Raw genomic sequence first — 23,084 nt, 5'->3', positions numbered from 1 at the left:
GATACCGCTAGAAGCCCAGCCGCCAGAAGCACTGCAGACCCGGCGGGCGCTCGGCGCCCGGCCGGGGCACCGCCCACCGGGGCATCGCCTGGCGGCCACTCCTCGCCGAGGAGACCGACCGGGGCGACAGGTCCCGGGACCCCGACAGCTGCTCAGGCGAGTCCCAGCACCTTGCGGGCGAGGGCCGGATCGAGCGGTGCGTAGTGCACGAACTCCATGGAGAACACCCCGCGACCCTGGGTCGCTGAGCGCAGGTCGGTGGCGTAACCGAACATCTCGGCGAGGGGTGCTTCCCCGCGGATGACCTGCGCCCCGCCGGGCGCCATTTCCGTGCCGGTGATGGCGACACGCCGCGCGGCGAGCTGGCCCATGACGTCCCCGGCGTACTCCCCGGGGACCATCACCTCGACCCGGAAGATCGGCTCCAGCAGCGTCGGCAGGCCCTTCTCCAGTCCTTCACGCATGGCGTGGGCCGCCGCCGCCCGGTAGGCGATGTCGGTCGAATCCACCTCGTGCCACGAGCCGTCCACCACCCGGACCCGCAGGTCGGTGACGGCATAGCCGCCCAACGGCCCGCTCTCGGCCGCGTCGCGCACGCCCTGCTCGATGGCGGGGACGAACGAGTGCGGGATCACTTTCGGGTTCACGCGGTTCTGGAACACGAGTCCGGAGCCCCGCTCGCCGGGCGCGAGGTCGAGGACCACGTGTCCGTACTGGCCGTGGCCCCCCGTCTGGCGGATGTGCGTTCCCTCGGCCCGCGCGACCGGCATGGTGATCGTCTCCTTGTAGGTCACCCTCGGCTTGCCCACGTTGATGCGCACCCCGTGCTCGCGCCGCACCCGGTCGAGCAGGACCTCCAGGTGCAGCTCACCCATCCCCGCGACCAGGGTCTGGGCGGTGCTCTCGTCGACGGTGACGCGGAACGTCGGGTCTTCTTCCGCGAGGGACCGCAGTGCAGCCTGCATCTGTTGGTGATCCGCGATGCTGCGCGGCTCCACCGCGACGCGGATGACGGGCTCCGGGAATGCGATGCTCTCCAGTACGATGGGGTGCTCGGGGGGTGAGAGGGTGTCGCCGGTGAACACGCCCTTCATCCCGATCACGGCGCCGATGTCCCCCGCGCCGATGGCCTCCAACTCCTCGCGCTGGTCGGCGTACATGCGCACGAGCCTCCCGACGCGCTCGCGACGGTCGCGGGTGGCGTTGAGCACGGTGGAGCCGGCCTTCAGCCTCCCGGAGTAGACCCGCACGTAGGCGAGGTGTCCGGAGTAGGTGTCGGCGGCGATCTTGAACACGAGCGCCGCCATCGGCTCGTGCTCGTCGGGACGGCGCTCTTCCTCGCCCCCGTCCCGCGGCCTCGTGCCCCGGACGGCGCCGATGTCGAGGGGCGAGGGCAGCAGGTCCACGATCGCATCCAGTACCGGTTGTACCCCGCGGTTGCGCAGGGCCGCCCCACACAGCACGGGGAACAGCCGGGCGGAGAGGGTCGCCCGGCGCAGGGCCGCCATCAGTTGCTCGCGGGTCGGCTCGACACCGTCCAGATAGAGCGCGAGGAGGTCGTCGTCGGTCTCGGCCACCCGCTCGATGAGCGCGGCGCGGGCGGTACGGACGGCCGCCTGCAGCTCCGGCGGGATCTCCCCGTGCTCCGGCTCCGCCCCGAGCTCGTCGCGCCAGCGCAAGGCCCGGCCCTCGACCAGATCGACGACTCCCTCGAACGCCGCTTCGGCCCCGATGGGAAGCTGCAGCGCGACGGGGGTCGCGCCGAGGCGTGTCTCGATCATGTGCAGCGTGCGCGCGAAGTCCGCGCCCACGCGGTCCATCTTGTTGACGAAGCAGATGCGCGGAACCCGGAAGCGGTCCGCCTGCCGCCACACGGTCTCGCTCTGGGGCTCCACCCCTTGCACGGCGTCGAAGACCACGACGCCGCCGTCCAGCACTCGCAGGGAGCGCTGGACCTCGGCCGTGAAGTCGATGTGGCCCGGCGTGTCGATCAGGTTGATGCGGTGCCCGCGCCACTCGGCGGTGACGGCTGCGGAAACGATGGTGATGCCGCGCTCGCGCTCCTGGTCCATCCAGTCGGTGACGGTGTTTCCGTCGTCGACCGTCCCCATGCGGTGGATGCGGCCCGTGTAATAGAGGATGCGCTCGGTGGTCGTGGTCTTGCCCGCGTCGATGTGGGCGATGACGCCGATGTTGCGCAGGAGCTCGAGGCTGGACCCGGCCTCGGCAGAGGGCTGGTCGTGACGTTTCATGGGCGGTGACTCGGAACGCGGACCGACAGGGTATCCGTGCGGGTGCGCGGGCACCAGTGCCGCGCGTGGGACCCGTAGCGGGTGAGAGGAGTTTGCCCGTTTTCGATACGTTCTCTATCATTGTCCGTACGGAGAGTTGCCGCCCGCCAGGCGCTCGCCCTGGCGGGTGACCATCAAGAAGGAGAGCGTTCGTGAGCCTGCGCCCCCAGATCGCTGCACTGACCCGCCGGCAGCGGGACATCCACGCCTGCCTCGAGGATCGGGAAGCTCAGGGTCTCCCGCCCCCGAGCCTCGACGAGCTCTGCCGCGCGATGGGCGTGAGCTCCCGGGGGTCCATGCACAAGCACGTGCAGGGGCTCATCGAGGGAGGGCTCGTCGAGCGCATGGACGGACGGCATCGGGGCGTGCGTCTGCGGCGCGAGAGCGGTGAAGGCCCCGGGCGATTGCCCCTGCTCGGGCGCATCGCCGCGGGCCGCCCGATCGAGGCGCTTTCGAATCCCGAGCCGGTCGAGGTGCCGGAGCGGCTGCACGGCGGAGGGCGCTGTTATGCGCTGGAGGTCCGCGGGGATTCCATGGTGGAAGAGGGGATCCTCGCCGGCGACTGGATCGTCGTGGAGTCCCGGGAGCACGCCCGCAACGGCGAAATCGTGGTGGCCCTGATCGACGGCGAGGCGGCCACGCTCAAGCGCATCGAGCAACGCCCCGGCGTCGTGGTGCTGCATCCCGCGAACGCGGCGCTGGCGCCTCTGGAGTATTCGCCGGACCGGGTGCAGGTCCAGGGCGTGCTGGTGGGACAGATGCGGTCGTACCGTTGAGCGTGCGTTGCCCCTGCCTCCGCCCCCGCCGAGGGGGGGGGCCGTGACAGCGAATCCTGATGCGCCTCAGAAAGAATGACCCAGGTTTGTGCTTTTTGATGGTCTCTTCGGATACTATCCGCCCCGCCGGCCAGTATCCCCGGTATCCTGTTCTGGAGGAGAAATCATGAAGAAGCTTGCGATTGTTGCGGCCGTTGCGATGGCTGCGTTCGCGATCAGCGCCAGTGCTGCCGGTGACGCCGCTGCCGGTAAGGCGAAGGCCGCCTCTTGCGGTGGCTGCCACGGTGCCAACGGCGAGGGCATGGGCCCGAACCCGAAGCTGGCGGGCATGCCCGCGGACAAGTTCGTCGCGGCGATGAAGGCGTACAAGGACGGAAGCCGCCCCAGCCCGATGATGAAGAGCTTTGCCACCGGCAGCGATCAGGATTTCGCTGACATGGCGGCCTTCTACGCCTCCCTGAAGTAAGAGCGATACCACCGTGCCCGGGGCGCTTGGCGCCCGGGCACGGCTTCTGCGAACATCCGTGCGGATGAATGGCTCTCGGCGGGCAGTCTTCGTTCCTGGGAGCGGCGCGGGCGCTTGGGAGTGGGTGCGCTGGCGTCCCGTGTTCGAATCCGCCGGCTGGGAGGTGTCGGCCCTGGACCTCGAGCCGTCCCGGGGCGGGATCGCCGCCACCACCTTTTCGGACTATGCCGCCCAGGTGCTGTCGGCCCTCGCCCAGTCGGGGGGTGACAGCGTTCTCGTCGGTGCGAGCCTCGGTGCCACGCTCGCCCTGGCCGCGGCGAGCCGCGCGCCGGCCTCTGCCCTCGTCCTGGTGAGCGGGGTGCCCCACGCGGGGACCCCGGGTTGGCCGCGTCAGCCGGTGCGGTTTCCGGACGTGGTGCCCTGGAGTACCCGTGGGGTCGCGGAGACCCTGGCGGCGCTGCCCGATGCCGACCCGCGGCCTTTCGACGGACTTCCGGAGCGCTGGCGCGACGAGTCGGGGGCGGTGATGCGTGCGCTGTGGGAGGGTGTGCGGGTCTCGACGCCCAGCGTGCCGGTGCTTGCGGTGCTCGGCGAGAGTGACGACCAGGTCCCCACCAATGTGGGGATCGCCATGGCCCGCCGCTTGCGCGCCGACGTCATCCGCTTGCAGGGCGCGAGCCACCTCGGTACGTTGCTCGGGCAGCGGGCCGAGTTCGCCGCCCGACTCGCGCTGGCCTGGCTCGACAACGTCCTCGGCACACCGGAGCTCGACTGAGCGGGCAATCGCTCGCTTCCCATGGGTAGACCGATGCCCCTCGATGCCCCGGGCCCTTTGGCCCGGGCCGTCCCAGTCCCGTTGGCCGCAGGCCGACCCACCCCGTGCGGGGATTCCCCATGAACCGACGCATCGCCGTCGCCGTCCTCTTGCTTTCTGCAGCCGCCGGTGCGGTGCTGGGTTATCGCTACCTGCACCCCGCGGACCGCCCTCGAGACGTCCTCACCCTGTATGGGAACGTGGACCTGCGGGAGGTGGAGCTCGCGTTCACCGTGCAGGAGCGTGTCCGCCGGGTCCTCGTCGAGGAGGGGGACGCCGTGCGGCGGGGCGACCTGCTGGCCGAGCTCGACCCGGTGAGGCTCGAGGCGGGCCTGATGGGGCGGGAGGCGGAGCTCGAGGCCGCCCGACAGCAGCTCCTCGAGCTCGAGCGCGGCAGCCGCCCCGAGGAGATCCTTCGGGCCCGGGCCGAGCTCGCCGCCGCGCGCGCCTCCCAACGGGAGGCCGAGCTGAGCTTTCAGCGCATCGAGCGCCTGGTCCGGGAGAAGCTCGCGAGCCCGCAGAGCCGGGACGACGCCCGGGCCGCACTCGACACCGCCGCGGCCAAGGTGGACGCCGCGGAGGCGAACGTGAGCCTGGTGGTGCTCGGCCCGCGGCAGGAGGTCGTGGCCGCGGCGCGGGCCCGGGTCCGGGCCGCGGAGGCTGCCGTGGCGGCGGCCCGCAAGGACCTGGAGGATGCCCGCCTGCTGGCCCCCTCGGACGGGACGATCCAGGCGCGGGTCCTGGAGCCCGGCGACGTGGCGAGCCCCCAGCGGCCGGTGCTTACCCTCGCCCTGACCGACCCGCTGTGGGTGCGGGCCTACGTCTCGGAGCCGGACCTCGGCCGCATCCGGCCCGGAGCCCTGGCCGAGGTCTCCACGGACAGTTTCCCGGGCAAGGTGTACCGGGGCCGGGTCGGCTACGTGTCTCCCAGCGCCGAGTTCACGCCGAAGAGCGTGCAGACGACCGACGTGCGCAGCAGCCTCGTCTATCAGGTGCGGGTGCTGGTGTCTGAGGGCGCCGGGGAGCTGCGCCTCGGGATGCCCGCTACCGTCCGGATCCCCCTCACCTCGGCGTCCGCCCCGGACGGCGCGTCGGGACCGGGACCGGGGGCCGGCGCGCCTGGGCCGTCGGGGTCGTCACTCGCGACGGGGTCCGGCGGGGGACCCTGAGCGTGGGCCCGGCGCCCCCCGTCGTCGAGCTGACGGGCGTCGTCAAGGCCTTTCTCTCGGGCCGGGAGCGCGTCGTCGCCCTCGAGGGTGTCACCGCGGCCCTCGCCCCCGGGCGGGTGACGGGGCTCGTGGGCCCGGACGGTGCGGGCAAGACGACCTGGATGCGCCTGTGCGCCGGTCTGCTCGTCGCGGACGCGGGTGAGGTGCGGGTGCTCGGGCTGGACCCGGCCGTGGACGGGCCCTGCCTGCGCGCCCGGATCGGGTACATGCCCCAGCGATTCGGTCTGTACGAGGACCTGACCGTCCGCGAGAACCTCCTGCTCTACGCGGACCTGCACGGGGTGGCCGGCCCCGGCCGCGCGGAGCGCGTCGACGCCCTGCTGGAAGCCACCGGCCTTGCCCCCTTTCCCCGCCGCCTGGCCGGCGCCCTGTCCGGCGGCATGAAGCAGAAGCTCGGCCTCGCCTGCGTCCTCGTGCACCCGCCCGAGCTGCTGCTCCTCGACGAGCCGACGGTCGGGGTCGACCCGGTGGCGCGCCGCGAGCTCTGGGCGATTGTGGGCGAGCAGGTGGCGAGCGGGACCTCGGTGCTGGTGAGCACGGCGTACCTGGACGAGGCCGAGCGCTGTGACGAGGTGCTGCTGATGCACCGCGGCCGCATCCTCGACCGGGGCCGCCCGGCCGAGCTTCGCGAGCGCGTCGATGGGCGGACCTGGGCCCTGCCGACGGCAGGGGGCGGCGCGCGGGCGCTGCGCCAGCGGGCGGCGGCGCTCCCTGGAGTGCTGGACGCGACGGTGCAGGGCGGGCGCATCCGGCTGCTGGTGTCAGAGGGTCGGGGGGCGGTCTCCCTGCCCCTGCCGGGCGGTGGGGAGGTGCAGGCCGAGCCGGTGGCCCCGCGTTTCGAGGACGCCTTCCTCGCCCTGCTGGCCGAACGGCCCGGAGGGCCGGCGGGGGCGGGGGGAGAGAGTCCTGCGGCGAGGGCGAGCGGGCCGGTGGGGTCTTCCGCCCTTGCCCGGGAGATCCCGCTGGCCCCTTCGCCGGCCGGGGGGACCGCCGTCATCGAGCTGCGCGACGTGGTCCGTCGATTCGGCCGCTTCGAGGCCGTGCGCGGTGTGAGCCTGCGGATCCCCGCCGGGGAGGTCTATGGCCTGCTCGGGCCGAACGGGGCCGGAAAGTCGACGATCATGAAGATGTTGACGGGGCTCCTGCCCCCGAGCGAGGGTGAGGCCCGGGTGCTGGGTCTCGACCTCGCGCACGCACCCTCGAAGGTCCGCGGCCGGGTCGGGTACATGTCCCAGCGGTTCTCCCTCTACCAGCAATTGAGCGTGGAGCAGAACCTCCAGTTCTTCGCCGGCGTGTACGGGCTCGGGTGGCGCGCGCGGCGCAGGCGCATCCCGGCCGTGCTGGAGGAGTTCGAGCTCGGTCCCTACCGGGGGCGGGCCGCCGGCGACCTGCCGCTCGGCTTCAAGCAGCGGCTGGCGCTCGCGGCGGCGTTGATGCACGGACCGGAGATCGTGTTCCTCGACGAGCCTACCTCGGGGGTCGATCCCCTCGCGCGGCGGGAATTCTGGCAGCGCATCAACACGCTGGCGGCGGGGGGTGTCACGGTGCTGGTGACCACGCACTTCATGGAGGAGGCGGAGTACTGCGACCGCATGGGGATCGTGTACGCCGGCCGCGTCGAGGCGGAGGACTCCCCCGAGGGGCTGAAGGAGCGCTTCCGCTCGCCGGCGCTGCCCGACCCGACCCTGGAGGACGTCTTCGTGGGCCTGGTGTCCGGAAGGCCGGACCCGCGCGCATGAGCACGCCAGCGCCGCCCCCCGGGACTCGCAGGCGCCGCGTGCTCGCTCTCATGCGCAAGGAGGGGCTGCAGGTCCTGCGCGACCCGAGCAGCATCGGAATCGCCTTCCTGCTTCCGCTGCTGCTCCTCTTCCTGTTCGGGTACGGCGTTTCGCTCGACGCCCGGGCGGTTCCCATCGCCTTCGTCGCCGAGCAGCCGACGCTCGATTCGGCGAGCTTCCTCGGGGCCTTCGAGAGCTCCGCCTGGTTTCGCCCGCAGGTGATGGCGGACCGGGCAAGCGCGGAGCGGGCCCTGCTCGCCGGCGAAGTGAGCGCGATCGTGCTCCTGCGGGGGGATTTCGCCCGGCGCCTGAACCGCCCGGATGGCGCCCGCATCCAGCTCATCGTGGACGGGGTGGACGCCAACACCGCGCGCCTGGTCGAGGGATACGTGCGCGGCGCATGGCAGGCGTGGCTCGAGCAGCAGGCGAGGCAGGCGGGCGCGGAGCTCGAGCAGCCGGTCGCGATCGAGCAGCGGATCTGGTTCAACCCCGAGGTCAACAGCCGGTACTTCCTGGTGCCCGGACTGGTGGCCATCATCATGACGCTCATCGGCGCCCTGCTGACCGCGGTCGTCGTGGCGCGCGAGTGGGAGCGGGGCACGATGGAGGCCCTGCTGGCGACGCCCGTCACGGGGGGTGAGATCCTGCTGGCGAAGGTGGTCCCCTATTTCGTCCTGGGGCTCGGTGGCTTCGCCCTCTCGGTGGCAATGGCCGTGTGGCTCTTCCACGCGCCCCTGGTCGGGTCGTTCTGGGTCCTGCTGACCGCCTCTTCGCTCTTCCTGCTGTCCTCCCTCGGAATGGGGCTCCTCATCTCCACGAAGACGCGCAGCCAGTTCACCGCTTCGCAGATCGCGATGGTGGTGACCTTCCTGCCCGCCTTCATGCTGTCCGGCTTCATCTTCGACATCGGCAGCATGCCGGCCCCGGTGCGGGGCATCACCTACGTGGTCGCCGCGCGCTACTTCATCTCCATCCTGCACACTGTCTTCCTCGCCGGGGACGTGTGGAGCGTGATCCTGCCCAACGCTGCGGCGCTCGCGGCGATGGCCGCGGGCTTCCTCGGCCTCACCTGGCGTGTCACCCGGACCCGCCTGTGAGGACGCTCACCCGGGTGCTGACGCTCTTCTGGAAGGAGCTCCTCGCGCTCTGGATGGACCCCCGCGGGCGCATGTCGCTTCTCGTTCCGCCGCTCGTGCAGGGGCTCGTCTTCGGCTATGCCGCAACCTTCGACCTGTCGGGGGTTCCCGTCGCGGTTCTCGACCAGGACCGTTCGGAGCCCGCGCGCGAATTGATCGCGCGGTTCACCGGGGCGCGCGCCTTCCAGGAGGTCGCCCGGCTCACGCGGGAGGACGACATCGCGCGCGTCATCGATTCCCGGCGTGCCACGCTGGTCCTGCGCATCGGGCAGGACTTCGGTCGCGACCTGCTCGCGGGCCGCGGGGCGAAGGTGCAATTGGCGGTCGACGGGCGCAACTCCAACACCGCTCTCATCTCGGTCAACTACGTGGCCAGCATCGTGCAGGACTTCAACGAGGCCTGGCGGCTCGCGCACGGCCAGGGCGGGATCCCGGCCCGCATCGAGGTGCGCAGCTGGTTCAACCCGAATCTGGAGAGCCGATGGTTCTTCATGCCCGGGCTGGTGGGAACCATCACCCTGATCCTGTCGACCCTCGTGACCGCCCTCTCGCTCGCCCGCGAGCGGGAGGAGGGGACCTTCGACCAACTGCTGGTGACTCCGCTCCGCCCGGTCGAGATTCTGGTCGGGAAGGTGCTGCCGGGCCTCGTCGTGGGTCTCGTGGGCGCCACGATCCTGGTGCTGGTGGCGACGGTCTGGTTCCGCATCCCGCTCATCGGCAGCGTGCCGATGCTCTACCTGGGCACTCTTCTCTACCTGCTCTCGTCCGTGGGAACGGGGCTCATGATCTCCTCGTTCTCCCGGACGCAGCAGCAGGCGCTGCTCGGCGCGTTCCTCTTCGTCGTGCCCTCCGTGATCCTCTCCGGATTCGCCACGCCCCTCTCGAACATGCCCGAGGCAGTGCAGTACTTCACCTACGTGAATCCGCTGCGTTACTTCCTCGTCGTCGCGCGAGGCGTGTTCCTGCAGGACCTCACGCCCGGAGAGCTCTGGCCCCAGTTCTGGCCGATGGCCGTGATCGGGGTCGTCACCATGGCGATTGCGACGTGGCTCTTCCGCCGGCGTCTGCAGTAGCGTCCTGCTTCCTGCTTCCTGCTTCCTGCTTCCTGCTTCCTGCGTCCTGCTTCCTGCTTCCTGCCTCGCGCGCCCCGTGTCCCGTGGTCCAGGGGAACGTCTCGGAGTCGAGACTTTTGGTCCGTTGTTTGGGAAATCTTTGACACGGGGTCCGGTCTTTTTTGAAATCCAGTCGTTTCAATGGGTTGTGAAGGTTCCGGCCGATTGACCCTGCCGCGAGGGGGGGCTACAAGGGCGCACCCAGGGAGCAGTGCGGCAGCCAGGGAGGGGGTGTGGAAAGGGCAGGGGCAGGCGGGCTCGACCCCGCGTTCCAGTGCGTGGCACTGGTGGCGAGGCTCCACGGGGTGGTCGCCGACGCCGCGGTGCTGGCCCACGAGCTGGCTCCCGTGGACCGCCCCTCCGGAACGCTGGAGGTGCTGCGGGCGCTGAAGTTGCTGGGTCTGCGGGCGCGCGCGCTGACGGTGGAGCCCGCCGCGCTCGGGCGGCTGCCCCTGCCGGCCATCGCCGTCGGCCGCGACGGGGGCTTCTTCGTGATCGCGAAGGCCGAGGGCGAGCGGGTCCTCATTCAGGACCCCGCCGCGACCGGGCCCGAGATTGTCGACCCTGCAGGTCTCGCAAGCCGCTGGGCCGGGGGACTTGTCCTCGTGGCCCGCCGGGCCGGGCTGACGGGTGAGCCGGTGCGCTTCGGGCTGCGCTGGTTCGTGCCCACGCTGCTGAAATACCGGGGCCTGCTCGCGGAGGTCCTGGTCGCCTCCCTCTTCCTGCAGCTCCTGGGGCTCGCCACGCCGCTGTTCTTCCAAGTCGTGGTGGACAAGGTCCTCGCCCACCGGGGGCTCACGACCCTGGACGTGCTGGCCGCGGGGCTGCTCGCCGCGTCGCTCTTCGAGGCGCTGCTCGCCGCCCTGCGCACCTATCTCTTCTCCCACACCACGAGCCGCGTCGACGCCGAGCTCGGTGCCCGGGTCTTCCGTCACCTGCTGGCGCTTCCCATGAGCTATTTCGAATCCCGGCGGGTCGGGGATTCGGTCGCCCGCGTGCGTGAGCTGGAGCCCGTGCGCGCCTTTCTCACCGGCTCTTCGTTGACCCTGCTGCTGGACCTCCTGTTCACGACGGTGTTCCTCGCCCTGATGGCGACGTACAGCGGCGCGCTGACCGGGGTCGTGCTGGCCAGCCTGCCGGTCTACGCCCTGCTCTCGGCGGCGATCACCCCGGCCCTCCGGGCCCGGGTCGAGGAGCGCTTCACGCGGGGGGCGGAGAACCAGGCCTTCCTGGTGGAGGCCGTCTCCGGCATCGAGACGGTCAAGGCCATGGCCGTGGAGCCCCATTTCCGGCGCCGCTGGGAGGACCAGCTCGCGGCCTACGTGCGCGCTTCTTTCCGCGCCGGCCAACTCGGGAACGTGGCCGGCCAGGCGGCGGGGCTCGTGGGCAAGGTGGTGACCGTGGTGACGCTCTGGCTCGGCGCACGGCTGGTGATGGAAGGAGCCCTCAGCGTGGGCGAGCTGGTGGCCTTCAACATGCTCGCCGGGCGGGTGACGGGACCGGTCCTGCGGCTCGTCCAGCTCTGGCAGGACGTGCAGCAGGTGGGTGTGTCCGTGGCCCGCCTGGGGGACGTCCTGAACGTCCCCGAGGAGACGAGTGTGTCCACGACGGGGTCGCGCCCGCGGATCGCCGGCCGGGTCTCCTTCGAGCGCGTGGGTTTCCGCTACCGCCCGGACAGCCCCCGCGTGCTGGAGGACGTGACGCTCGAGGTCGCACCCGGCGAAGTCCTGGGGGTGGTCGGGCCCTCGGGCTCGGGCAAGAGCACCCTCGCGCGCCTGGTGCAGCGCCTGCACGTCCCGGAGCGCGGGTGGGTCCGGGTGGACGGCGTCGACCTGGCGCAGGTCGACCCCCTGTGGCTGCGTCGCCAGGTGGGGGTGGTCCTCCAGGAGAACGTGCTGTTCAACCGCTCCGTGCGGGAGAACATCGCGCTCGCGGACCCCGGGATGCCTCTCGACCGGGTGGTGCACGTCGCACGACTGGCGGGTGCTCACGAATTCATCCTTGCCATGCCCCAGGGTTACGAGACCCTCATTGCCGAGCAGGGCCGCTCGCTCTCGGGCGGTCAGCGCCAGCGCATCGCGATCGCACGGGCGTTGGCGACGGACCCGCGGATCCTGATCTTCGACGAAGCGACGAGCGCCCTCGACTACGAGAGCGAGAGGGTGATCCAGTCCAATATGCGGTTCATCGCCCGAGGCCGCACGGTCATCGTGATCGCCCACCGGCTGAGTGCCGTGCGCCAGGCGGACCGCATCGTGGTGATCGACGGGGGGCGCGTCGTCGAGGTGGGACCCCACGCGGAGCTGGTCCGCGCAGGCGGACGGTACGCAAGCCTCTACGCGTACCAGACAGCGGGGTGACGGGGACATGAAGCCGGTCGCCGTCGAGGCTTTTCTGCCCGCGCTCCTCGAGGTGGAGTCCTCACCCCCTCACCCCCTGGCCCGTGCCACGGCCGCGTCGGTCGCCCTGCTGCTCGTGGTGGCCGTGGCGTGGGCGAGCTGGGGGCGGGTGGACGAGGTCGCAGTGGCGCCGGGCAAATTGGTGCCGAGGGGCGAGGTGAAGCGCGTCCAGGTTGCCGAGCAGGGGGTCGTTCGCGCGGTCGCGGTGGCCGAGGGAGACCGGGTCGAGGCGGGGCAGGTGCTGCTCGAGCTGGACCCCACGGACGCCGAGGCGGACCGGGACCGGCTGGGCCACGAGCTCCGTCTGGCCCGGGGGGAAAGGGCGCGGCTGGGAGTGCTTTGGGACGCGGTGCGTCGCGACGTCCCGGCGGAAGACTTCCAGTGGGAAAGCGATGAGGTCGATTGGCTCGAGCGGGAGCGCCTGGCCGGGGAGTGGGAAGCCCACAGGGCCGAGGCCCGGACCCATGCCGAGGCGGCCGAGCGGGCGCGGGCAGAGCTGAGCGCGCTGGCAGAGCGCGTGAAGGGACTCGCGGCGAGCGTGCCTCTCTTGGCGCGAAGGGCCGAGGCGGCCCGCCGGCTTGCCGAGAAAAAGCTCGCGGCCGAGCACGCCTATCTCGAGGTCGAGCAGGGCCGGCTGGAGGCGGAGGGGGAACTTCGGGCGCAGAGGGCGCGGCTGGGGGAGCTCGAGGCTTCGGTGCGCCTGGCGGAGGAGCGGCGGGGGGCCCTCGAGGCGGCGTTTCGACGTGACGTCCTCGCCCGCATGCAGGAGGCGGAGCGGCGGGTCGCGGGGCTCGAGGAGGAACGCCGGAAGGCCGAGCACCGCCTGGCCCAGCGGAGCGTCCGGACCCCGGTTGCGGGGCTCGTGCAACAACTCGCCGTCCCGGGCGCCGGCACTGTCGTTACCCCGACCTCCCCGGTGATGGTGGTGGTGCCCGAGGGGGTGGAGATGGAGGTGGAGGGGCGGCTCGCAAATCGCGACGTGGGGTTCGTGCGCGAGGGGCAGGAGGCCGTGGTCAAGCTCGAGGCGTTCCCCTTTACCCGCTACGGAACGCTGCACGGCCGGGTGGCGCGGGTGTCGGCGGACGCCGTCGGGGACGAGCGCCAGGGTCTGGCCTATGCCCTTCGGGTCGCGCTCGACGCCCAGTACCTGGAGGCCGGCGGCAGCAGGGTCCCTCTGACGCCGGGGATGGCCGCGGCCATCGAGGTCAGAACGGGGGACCGGCGACTGATTTCCTTCTTTCTCGAGCCGCTGCTGCGCTACCGCGACGAGAGCCTGAGGGAGAGGTGAGCGTTGGTGCCCACGACGACCGGGTTTTTTGCAAATGACCGTTGAGTCCCTTCCGAAGAAGGTCTGGCTGAGCCTGGGCATTGCGCTCGTCCTGGCCCTGACGCTCGCCGGCAAACGCTATCTCGACACCCGCGTCGCGCCCGGCTTCACGCTGATCGACTCGAGGACGCCCGTGGCCGACCGGCAGATGTACTGGCTCGACGACGACCGCGTGCTGTTTCTGGGTGGTGAGACCGTTCGCGAGGGCAGGGATTTCGGAAAGCTGCGGCAAGCATTGATGATCTTCGACGTCCCGAAACGGAAGACGACCGTCTATCGAAGGGACGTGCAGAGCCTGCTCTGCGTCGCTGACGGTCGCGTGGTTTACGCCGCGCACGAGGAGGGTGAGGAGAAGCGCTACGCGGGGGAGCTCGGAAAAGAGGTCCATACACCGTGGAAGACGAAGCAGGAGGTGGATGCGGCTCCGGACGTGAAATTCAATCCCCTGACCTGCGGGTTCTTCGACCACGCAGCCTACAAGACTGCAGGCAAGCAGGTGAAACCTCTGCGGGGCGGGGACGGTGTGCTGGACCTCGGAAGGCCAGAGCGTGAGGAGTGGACGGACAGGAATTCGATCCGGCTGGTCCGTGGTTCGGACCACGCAGTGGTCGAACTGCCCGTAGAGCGGAGGCAGGCCTATCACGTGCACTATGCGCCGTATCGCGGAGCCTATCTCCTGGCGAGATTCATCAACCAGAGTTCCACCATCGAATGGAGCCGCAAAGGATGCGAGCCGATGTGGTGGCTTGCGCCAGACGGACGGACGGAAAAGGAATGCATGCCTTATCTGCCCAGCCTGTCGTTCGGGCTTGGACACGTCGTTCCGTGGCGCGATGGGGTGCTCTTTGCGCATCATCGTGGTGCCGGACAGTGGGGTCCGGGGGACGCAGGACTCTACATCTGGAATCGAGGTGATGGATTGCTGCGGCGGGTGTTGCCGGGAGTCGTCAGTCATGGTGTGACCGGACACCCCGCCGTTTCTCCTGATGGATGCCGTGTGGCTTTCGGCTACGCTCGTAACATGGGTCAGAACAGGCCGCGAACGCGGACCCTTCGGGTACTGGAGTTATGCCAAGGAGGCAAATCAGATGGACAGGGACGTCCTCAACCAGATTGCGCTGGATGCGAGCCGCGAGGCGTACGGTGACGTCAATGACCTGCTGCCTGCGGAAGGATTCGTTCGCCGCCCGGGAAGCAGCATCGTAGACCCCGCAACCGGCCTACGCGTCACTATCTATGAGCGCGCGGTACTGGATGCCGATGGCCAGGCGACGGGCCGATTCGACTTCGTCGTGGCGTTCGCTGGAACGGAAGACCTGCAGGACGCTTATGCAGATGTCCGGTTGGGATGGGATCAGTGGGAGCATCACCGTGACGTGTTGTTGGGAGAGCTTGGCGGTCTCGCTACGCTGGGCACGATCCACTTTACCGGCCATTCCCTCGGTGGTGCCCTCGCGCAGTATGCTGCCTATGAGTTCAGCTACTCCTATCGCGAAGCGCTGAGGCGAGCGTCCCAGCCGGTCGTCTCCCCCGACATCACCCTCACCACCTTCAACTCCCTGGGCGGAATCGAGGCGCTGGCGCAGCACTCGAGCGAGCTCGCGGCGGGGCCGCTGGAACGCTATTCCTACCAGGTCTTTTCCGACGTCGACACGGCGCACTTCTTCGTGCGGGGCGACATCGTCACCCGAATCGGAGATGGGCACGTGGGGGGAAATACGCAGGAGCTCGTGCTGGGTCCGGGCTCGACGCCGACCCTCGATTTCCTGACGGCGCACACGCTGGACACGCTGTACGCAGCCGCGGGCGCGGCCGGTGGCGTGCAGGCGCTGCTGTCCGGTGCGAGACCGGCTTCTCCCGCATACCTGGACCTCGCCGACGGCCAGTGGGTGGCGGCCACGCTGGGGGGGCTCTTCAACGACAAGGACTTCACGGCGCTGGAGTCCGGGCTGCGACTGGCCGGCGGGCTCGTGCTCTCGCTCGCCGTGGCGCCGGCAGCGGACATCGCGAGGCTTGCGGACGCGTTCATCGAGAACTTCAAACAGTCCGGCGGCTACGACGACGCGGGTTTTGCGGCGCAGTTCGGGCTGCTGGCGCTCTCGAATTGGAGCCTGGTGCGCAGCGCCATCAGCTTCGTTGGCGGCACCGTGGGCAACGCCACAGTCCTTGGGGTGGGTGCGGCGCTCGTGCTGGCGGCGGGCATCGCTGACCTGCTGGGCTCGGGAGACCGGGCCGGGACGGAGTCCATGCTTCGCATGGTGGCGGATGGCGTGATGCCCGAGGGCTCGTTCGATGCGGAGATCGCCGCCCTGGTCGCGGGCCCGCGGGGGGACGCCCTGCTCCGGGCCGGACTCTGGGTGGCGGCCGTGGAAGGGGCGTCCACCGAGGCGTTCGTGACCCGGGTCGGGGCGGTGATGCAGGGGCTCGGATTCGGCGGCGACGAGGCTACCCGTGCCGAACTCTACCAACACCTCGCGGGGGGTGAGGACTGGCTGGGGGACACGCTGCAATTCCTGGGGCAGCGGGCCCAGGAGAGAGGGCTGGACCCCCTGATTTTCGGCCTGGACCTGGCCCGGGCGGGGGCGGAGTCGGTGGCGGACTTCCTCGGGACCGAGGGCAGTGTGCTGTCCAGCGACGTCGCCGGCGCGCTGGGGGAACATCTGGTAGGTCTGGCAGCCAGCGTCGCCAACGCCGTTGTGGGGTATCGGGTCGACGACCCGCGGGGTCTCCTGGCCTGGCAGGGCGACGTGAGCTGCGCTGCCGCGGAGCAGTACCGGGAGATCGTTGGCCGACACCTTGCGACACTCGGGGCGAGTGCGGAGGCGCTACGCGGGTTCCTGCTCGAGGTGCGGGGGTTGCTGGAGCAGGCCGGGCAGGGTCTCCAGGCGTCTCCCGGCACGGGAGGCCTGGCCCTGGAGGGCGCGATGCAGGCGCTTGCCAACGCATCGCCGGAACTGGTGCTGCCCTACACCGTGACCCTGCGTTACGCAGCGGCGCCCGGTGGCCAGACGCTGCGGTTGACCCTCGACGGGGCCGCGGGGGAGCCGGTGGAACTGGTGGGAGCCGCGGTCGAGGCCTACCGGGGTGCCGACGCGAAGGTGGGCGCCCGGGAGTGGCTGCTGAGCGTGCCCGAAGGCACCCGGGAGGCAGCGGTTTTCGCGGTTTTCACCGGCGGGCTCGACCAGTTCCCGGTCCCTGCGTTCAGCCTGAGCGCAGCGCTCGCGACCGGGGAGGGTCTGCAGACCCACGACGGAGGAATCGTCGGCCAGGTCGCGGTGAGCGGTCCTGCCGCACCGGGCTCTGCCGTGTATCTGACCGCCGGGGCCGACGAGTATTCCCTGCGCCCCGCCGCGTTCGCCGCCACTCCGGCCGTGTTCGCCGACGGGGGCAACGACCAGGTGGGCGTCTGGGGCCCTGCGCCTCTGGGAGCGGTCGTCCACGGAGGCTCGGGGGACGACGTGTTGGACGCGCGCTTCCTGGAGGTGGGCGTGCAAGGCGTGGGGGTCGAGATGCAGGGTGGGTCGCAGAACGACGTCCTGCAGGGCAGCGGCGGGGGCGACCGGCTGGACGGCGGTGCGGAGCACGACGTCGTCTTCGGGTACGAGGGGCGGGACTGGGTGCAGGGGGGCGCGGGCAACGACTGGCTCACGGGTGACGAGGGCGACGACCTCATCCTCGACCGGGACGGCGCCGACGTTCTGCTCGGGGGGGCGGGTGCCGATTGCGTCGGCGGTGGTCCGGGCGCAGACCGGATGTTCGGCGACGCCACCGGCCTCTTTGGCCTCTGGGATGGAGCGACCGGCACGGTGCGCGCGCCTGTGGGGAATGACGGGTTCGCGCCGGGTGACTACGGCATCGTCCTCGAGGTGGACGCCGCGCTTGCGGGGGACGACGTCCTCGAGGGCGGCGAGGGAGGGGACAGCCTCTTCGGAGGGATGGGGGACGACACCCTGCGCGGGGGCGCCGACGGGGACCACCTCGAAGGCGAGGCGGGCAGCGATCGGCTGGAGGGTGGCGAGGGCGGCGACGTTCTCTGGGGCGACCGGTGTCCCGCGACCGTCGCGGAGGACTCCCGCACCCTGTACGAGGCCACCGTCGCGGCGGGCATCGTGCGCTATCAGTGGCGCACCCACCCGGAAGGGGCGGACGCAACGGGTGACGACACGCTCCTCGGCGGGGCGGGCAGCGACTCCCTGTTCGGCCAGGACGGCGACGATTCTCTGCTCGGTGAGGCGCAGAACGACGCGCTCGTGGGCGGGGCCGGCGGTGACGTGCTCGTGGGTGGCGCAGGCTCGGATTATCTGAACGGCGGCAAGGGGGACGACGTCTATCGCTTCGAGTCCGTCGACGGGACGGACCTGATCGAGGACGAAGAGGGGCTCGACACGGTCGCCTTCGGCGCCAGCGTGCCAGCGGGCTCGATCGTCGCCGTCCGGGTTGGCTCGGACCTGGCTCTCACCGATGCCTCCGGCTCGCTCCAGGTGCGCGTGTCCGACTGGTTCTCGACCGGTCCCTCCATCGAGGTGGTGGAGTGGGCCGACGGGACCCGCTGGACGGCGGAAGAACTGACCCGGGCGGCCCTCGGCCAGGTGGGCAGCAGTGCCGCGGACATCCTCGAGGGCTACGACGCCCACGACGACGTCCTCGAGGGGGGCGCGGGAGACGACCAGCTCTCCGGTTACGGCGGAAGGGATGTGCTGCGGGGCGGGGCGGGTGCCGACCGGCTCGACGGAGGGGCGGGCGACGACACCCTCGAAGGAGGAGAGGGGGCGGACCTCTACCTCCTCGGGGCCGGGCAGGACCTGGTCCGGGACACGGGCGCCGCGGGGGAGGTCAACCGCCTGCGGCTCGGCCTCGGAACGGTATCGGCCGACGTGGACGCCGAGCGCGTGGGCGAAGACCTCCTGCTGCGCTGGACGCTGCCGCCCGCGCCGGACACCGGCGACGGGGGAGGCGGCGAGCCCGTGCCAAGCTCGGTGACGGTGCGGGACTACTTCGCGGACCCCGCGCGCTGGTCGCTCGAACTGGCGAGCGGCGCGTCCGTTCCCCTGGAGGAGTTGCTGGGGGCTGTCCCGCCGGGGGGCGACCCGCTGCGACTCGTTTGGGAGTCGTTCGAGCAGGCCCTGTATGCGCGGCTCACCCGGGAGGCGGACTATGGCAATCGGGTGGGGGCGGGCATCGACGCACCCCTCGAGACCGAGGTGGCCATCGTGCACTACGCCTGCGAGACCCCTCCCTACGAGCCGATCCAGACGGAGGACGGCTGGTATTTCCCCGACGTGCCCGGTGCCTACGCGGGCGAAGGTGCGTACTGGACCTGGACCGGTACCCCGCCGGGCACCCGGTTCGAGTATCGCGTGGAGGTGGTGACGACCGACCTCGCGGCGAGCGCCACGCCGCCCGCGCGGGTCGCGGCTGTCGCCTACGTGCAGTCCCGGCGCCACGCTGAGCTCGTGCTGGACCCTCTCGGGGGGTTCTCCAGCGAGGCTGACGGGGGCAGCGTCTCTCGGCGCCGGGTGGTGGACGTGGCCTACGAGGGTGAGGTCGGCCGTGGCTCGGGTCTGCCCGTCGTGGTGCCGGTCTCCACGGAGACCGCACGGGTCGAGAGGATCTACGGCACGGACCTGCCCGAGCACGTGGGGGCGGTTTACGGAAGCGCCCCGAGCCTGGTCGACGGCAGGGGCGGGGACGACGGGATCTCGGGCGGGGAGGGGGTGTCCGACCTGCTCTACGGGGGTGAAGGCAACGACACGCTGGAAGGACTCGGTGGGGGCGACGTCCTCGCCGGTGGAGGAGGGAGCGACCTGCTGCGCGGGGGAGAGGGCGCCGACACGTATCACTTCTTCGCGGGTCAGGCGGGGGTCGACGTGGTGGAGGACGATGGGCTCGCGGTGTCTCGCACCGCCGTCAGTTGGATGCTGGAGGGTGGCCTGCCGACCGGGGAGTGGCGGGACTACGAAGGCGTGCTCGACTATCTGCGCTGGCTCCCGGACGCGGAGCTCGGCACCCTCACGGACTGGCTCTCCCAGCGAAGGGTCCCGTTCACTCGCCAGGTCGACACGGTCCAGGTAGGGGCAGCCGCCGGCGAAGTCACCGTCGAGCGCGCCGAGCACGAAGGGCGGGCCGCGATCGCGCTGCGCTGGGGCGAGACTCTGGAGCAGGGCCTCGTCGTGCCCCTGCGGGAGGTGGGCCGTGACCTGATCGGTTATGGGGTGGAGCAGGTCGTCTTCACCGACGGGAGCCGCTCTCTTGCGGAGCTCCTGGCCAGCCTGCCCCCGGTGGTGGACGAGGACGCGCCGCCGGATGGGTACTCCTCGGTCTGGAAGGGCACGGCGGGGGCGGACCAGGGCTACGGGGACTCCCGTGCGAACTACCTCGCCGGGCTCGAAGGCAACGACTCCCTCTGGGGCCTCAAGGGCGACGACTGGCTCGACGGGGGCCGCGGGGATGACGCCCTCTGGGGTGGTGCAGGGGACGACGTCCTGCGGGGCGGGCCGGGGAGCGATTCCCTGATGGGTGACCGGGGCGCAGACACCTACTACTTCCGCGCGGGCGACGGTGCCGACACGATTTCCGACGCAGGGGGCAAGGGTGACCGCTTGGTCCTCGGGGCAGGATTCCGCCCGGTGGACCTGGGGTTGACCCGCACGAACTCCGACCTCTCGATCGCCCTGGGGGCCGGGGACGACCGGGTGACCGTTCTCGGCTGGTTCGGCAAGGGTGCGGGTGAGATCGAGCGGGTCGTGCTCCACGACGGCACCACGCTCCTGGCCCGCCAAGTCGACTCGCTGGTCCAGGCCATGGCGGGCTTCACGAGCGCGTTGGGGGTCGACTCCTGGAAGTCGGCGGTCGCGATTGCCCCCGACGACGCGGCGAGCCTGGTCTCGCCGTACTGGAGCGCCGCTGCCGGGTGAGCCATCGGGTGGGGAGGGGGGTTATGCTAAGGGCGCTCAGCATTCCCCTCCCCGCCACGGTTCCCGGGACGACGTGATCAGGGTCGAAACGCTGGCCGAGCCGGGAGCAGTCGCCGAGCGTGCGGCCGAGATCATCGCGGACGAGGCGCGCGCGGCGGTGGCCGCGCGTGGCCGCTTCGTGCTGGCGGTGAGCGGCGGCCGGACCCCCTGGGTCATGCTGCGGGCGCTGGCCGGGAGGCGCCTCCCCTGGGACCACCTGCACGTGGTGCAGGTCGACGAGCGAGTGGCCCCCCCGGGGCACGCGGACCGCAACCTGACCCACCTGCAGGAGAGCCTCCTCGAGCACGCCCCACTCCCCCCGGGGCATCTCTACGCCATGCCGGTGGAGTCCCCGGACCTGCAGGGGGCGGCCGCCCGCTATGCAGAGACGCTGCGCGAGCTCGCGGGTGCGCCGCCCGTGCTCGATCTCGTGCACCTCGGCCTGGGGGCCGACGGTCACACGGCCTCCCTGGTTCCGGGGGACCCGGCCCTTGCCGTCACCGACGGGGACGTCTCCCCGACAGGCCTCTACGGGGGCCGGCGGCGCATGACGTTGACCTATCCCATCCTGAATCGGGCCCGGCGCGTGCTGTGGGTGGTGACGGGGGAAGAGAAGGCGGCGATGCTGGCGCGCCTTGCGCGGGTGGACACCGCCATCCCCGCTGGACGAGTGAGCCAGGACCGTGCCCTGGTCCTGGCGGACCGGGCTGCGGCGGCCGCCCTGCGAGAAACCCCCGGAGCCGGGACGACATGGTGACGATGCGTGTGCTGACGGATGCCCTGCGCCTTGCGGCGTTCCCCCTCGGGTACGGGATCACGGGGGCGCTGGCCGGTGGCACGCTCAACCGGATCATGATCGCGGAGATGAAGCTGCCGGTGACCCTGGTGGGGATCCTCTTCGCGCTGCCTCTTCTGGAGGCCCCCCTGCGCGTTTGGCTCGGCTATCGCTCGGACGGCTACCCCATCTTCGGACGCCGGCGCGAGCCTTACATCGTCGCCGGCTCCCTGCTCGCGGGACTCGGACTCGCCGGCGCGGTGCTGCTCATGACCGCCGCGCCCGGCAGCCGGCTGCTCCTCATGGCCGGTCTGGTCCTGATGTTCGTGGTGTACGGCTTTGGCCGCAACCTCGCCCACAACGCCTTTCAGGCGCTGGTGGCGGACCGCTTCGAGGGGAGCGGCCGCTCGCGCGCCCTGACGCTCTACGAGGTGGCCACCATGTTCGGGCTGGTGGCGGGCGCCGGGGGGCTCGGGGCGGTCCTGCGGGACTACGCGCCGGAAAAGCTTGTCGCCGCGGGTATCGGTGCCGTGACCCTGGCCTTCGTGCTGACGCTCCTCGCCGCTCTCGGTCAGGAACGGCGCTCGGACCAGGCGGTCCAGGCCGCGGCCCGGGCGCGCTCGACGCCTTTCCTGGAGGCCCTGCGGGGGTTCCTGCTGGGGGACCCTCAGGTTCGGCGGTTCTTCTTCCTGGTCGTGTGCACCTTCGTGGGCACCCTCGCCCAGGACGTCCTGCTCGAGCCCTACGGGGCCCTGGTGCTGGGGCTGTCGGTCAGCGAAACGACGCGGCTCACCGCGTACTGGGGCCTGGGAGTGCTCACCTCCATGCTTCTCTCCGGGGCCTTTCTGCTGAGGGTCACCGGGCACCTGCTGCTCCTGCGTGTCGGGCTCGTCTCCACGGTGGCCGTGTTCGTGGGCGTCATCGCGACCGGGCTCCTCGGGAGCCCTGAGGGGTTCCAGGGGCTGGTCGCCGTGATGGGACTCGGAACCGGCCTGGCGGGGGCGGGCCTGCTGGGCGGCATCGCCACCTTCGCGACGGCGATCCGGGCGGGGCTGCTGATGGGTGTCTGGGGGATGGCGAGCCTCCTCGGCAAGGCGGCCGGGAGCGTGATGGGGGGCGCCGTGGTCGACGGCATGCTGTGGGTCACCGGCGGCGCGGCCTTCCACGCCTATGCGACGGTGTTCGCGCTGGAGGCGGTGCTCCTGACGGTCGCCTTGGTGCTGACCTACCGCCTGCGGGTCGAAGCCTCCCGGGCGAGCCAGGAGGCCGATGGGTCGGCCCAGGAGAACCGGGAGTCGGTGGAGCCCGCAGTTCCTTCGGGGTCGTAAGGGTCCGACCCTGCCCGTCCCGCCCTACCACATGAGGTCGTCGGGCACCCGGTACGCCGCGTAGGCGTCGTCCTCGGGCTCCGTGTTGCCCGGGGTGGTCGGGGGGACGACGAAGCGCTCGTCCCGGGAGCGGATCTTCTCCGCAACGGCGAGCGGAACCAGTTCATAGCGCTGCCCCAGGCGAGCCAGCGCGAGCTGACCGGCCGTGAGTTGGCGGTGCTGGTCGGCGGTGACGTAGATCCGTTTCACCAGCTTCCCGTCGACGAAGTGGTAGGCCGTTTCTCCCTGGGCGCGGGGCAGAGCGTGGGTCCGGATCATCTCCGCGACCTCCGCGGCCACGGCCTTGCGCCGCGCCGCTTCCTCTCGCCGGCGATTCAGTTCCCGGTCGCGCTCGGCCTTTTCCGCCTGCGCCCTCTGGGCGGCGAGCCGCTCGGCGTCCCCCGTGCCGCGAGAGGGCTGGCGGTCCTGCTTGCGCTTTTCGGTTCGGGTCTGGCGGGCCTGGTGCGCGCTCACCAAGCCGGCCTTCAACAACTGCTCCTGCAGGGAGTTGCCCATGGTGTCGCTCTCGCGGCGAAGGTGTGCCGTCCCAGTCCCGGTCTCCGTCCTCCGCTCTCCCGGTCTCCCGGGGGAACGGCCGTTGCCCATAGCATGCCACGAGCGACGTCGTTCCGAGAAAACCGCGACCGTCCTTGCGAGAGAA

The 23,084-nt window shown here is 71.1% G+C and carries 15 protein-coding genes; 13 read left to right on the top strand and 2 right to left on the bottom strand.

Going from position 1 to position 23,084, the window contains the following annotated elements:
* Positions 1-152: 152 nt before the first annotated feature.
* The gene (fusA, locus tag KA217_09380) at positions 153-2,252 is read right to left on the bottom strand and encodes an elongation factor G (GenBank protein ID MBP7712656.1); all 2,100 of its coding nucleotides are present in this window, start codon (positions 2,250-2,252) and stop codon (positions 153-155) included.
* Between the two features lie 209 nt (positions 2,253-2,461).
* Between fusA and lexA the strand changes: the two genes are divergently transcribed.
* The 13 genes from lexA (at position 2,462) to KA217_09315 (ending at position 22,384) form a co-directional block, all read left to right on the top strand.
* Positions 2,462-3,067, top strand: a complete 606-nt coding sequence (gene lexA, locus KA217_09375) for a transcriptional repressor LexA (protein MBP7712655.1) — start codon at positions 2,462-2,464, stop codon at positions 3,065-3,067.
* Between the two features lie 166 nt (positions 3,068-3,233).
* Positions 3,234-3,533, top strand: a complete 300-nt coding sequence (locus KA217_09370) for a c-type cytochrome (protein ID MBP7712654.1) — start codon at positions 3,234-3,236, stop codon at positions 3,531-3,533.
* Positions 3,534-3,657: 124 nt separating this feature from the next.
* A complete protein-coding gene (locus KA217_09365) occupies positions 3,658-4,308 on the top strand; it encodes an alpha/beta fold hydrolase (protein ID MBP7712653.1) in 651 nt (216 codons plus the stop codon).
* A gap of 131 nt (positions 4,309-4,439) precedes the next feature.
* Positions 4,440-5,516, top strand: coding sequence for an efflux RND transporter periplasmic adaptor subunit (locus KA217_09360; GenBank protein MBP7712652.1), 1,077 nt, complete (start codon positions 4,440-4,442; stop codon positions 5,514-5,516).
* A complete protein-coding gene (locus tag KA217_09355) occupies positions 5,513-7,315 on the top strand; it encodes an ABC transporter ATP-binding protein (protein ID MBP7712651.1) in 1,803 nt (600 codons plus the stop codon). Before KA217_09360 ends, KA217_09355 begins: the two co-directional genes overlap by 4 nt.
* Positions 7,312-8,451, top strand: coding sequence for an ABC transporter permease (locus tag KA217_09350; protein ID MBP7712650.1), 1,140 nt, complete (start codon positions 7,312-7,314; stop codon positions 8,449-8,451). Before KA217_09355 ends, KA217_09350 begins: the two co-directional genes overlap by 4 nt.
* Before the next feature lie 53 nt (positions 8,452-8,504).
* Entirely contained in the window at positions 8,505-9,563 is a 1,059-nt protein-coding gene (locus tag KA217_09345; protein ID MBP7712649.1) for an ABC transporter permease, read from the top strand.
* Between the two features lie 272 nt (positions 9,564-9,835).
* Positions 9,836-11,962, top strand: a complete 2,127-nt coding sequence (locus KA217_09340) for a type I secretion system permease/ATPase (GenBank protein ID MBP7712648.1) — start codon at positions 9,836-9,838, stop codon at positions 11,960-11,962.
* Positions 11,963-11,969: 7 nt separating this feature from the next.
* The gene (locus KA217_09335; protein MBP7712647.1) at positions 11,970-13,289 is read left to right on the top strand and encodes an HlyD family type I secretion periplasmic adaptor subunit; all 1,320 of its coding nucleotides are present in this window, start codon (positions 11,970-11,972) and stop codon (positions 13,287-13,289) included.
* Positions 13,290-13,323: 34 nt separating this feature from the next.
* Positions 13,324-14,475, top strand: coding sequence for a hypothetical protein (locus KA217_09330; protein ID MBP7712646.1), 1,152 nt, complete (start codon positions 13,324-13,326; stop codon positions 14,473-14,475).
* Positions 14,417-20,242, top strand: coding sequence for a hypothetical protein (locus KA217_09325; protein ID MBP7712645.1), 5,826 nt, complete (start codon positions 14,417-14,419; stop codon positions 20,240-20,242). The genes KA217_09330 and KA217_09325 overlap by 59 nt, the downstream gene beginning before the upstream one ends.
* Before the next feature lie 73 nt (positions 20,243-20,315).
* The gene (gene pgl, locus KA217_09320) at positions 20,316-21,038 is read left to right on the top strand and encodes a 6-phosphogluconolactonase (protein MBP7712644.1); all 723 of its coding nucleotides are present in this window, start codon (positions 20,316-20,318) and stop codon (positions 21,036-21,038) included.
* Positions 21,032-22,384 carry an MFS transporter gene (locus tag KA217_09315; protein MBP7712643.1) on the top strand — a complete coding sequence of 451 codons (1,353 nt, stop codon included), beginning with the start codon at positions 21,032-21,034 and terminating at the stop codon, positions 22,382-22,384. Before pgl ends, KA217_09315 begins: the two co-directional genes overlap by 7 nt.
* A gap of 24 nt (positions 22,385-22,408) precedes the next feature.
* On the opposite strand, the gene KA217_09310 is transcribed toward KA217_09315, so the two are convergent.
* Complete coding sequence (locus KA217_09310; protein MBP7712642.1) at positions 22,409-22,939, bottom strand: DUF2058 domain-containing protein; 531 nt, start codon at positions 22,937-22,939, stop codon at positions 22,409-22,411.
* Between the last annotated feature and the right edge of the window lie 145 nt (positions 22,940-23,084).

Source organism: Gammaproteobacteria bacterium (assembly GCA_017999615.1).
Lineage (GTDB): Bacteria > Pseudomonadota > Gammaproteobacteria > JAABTG01 > JAABTG01 > JAGNLM01.
This window is presented reverse-complemented; position numbering and strand designations above follow the sequence as displayed.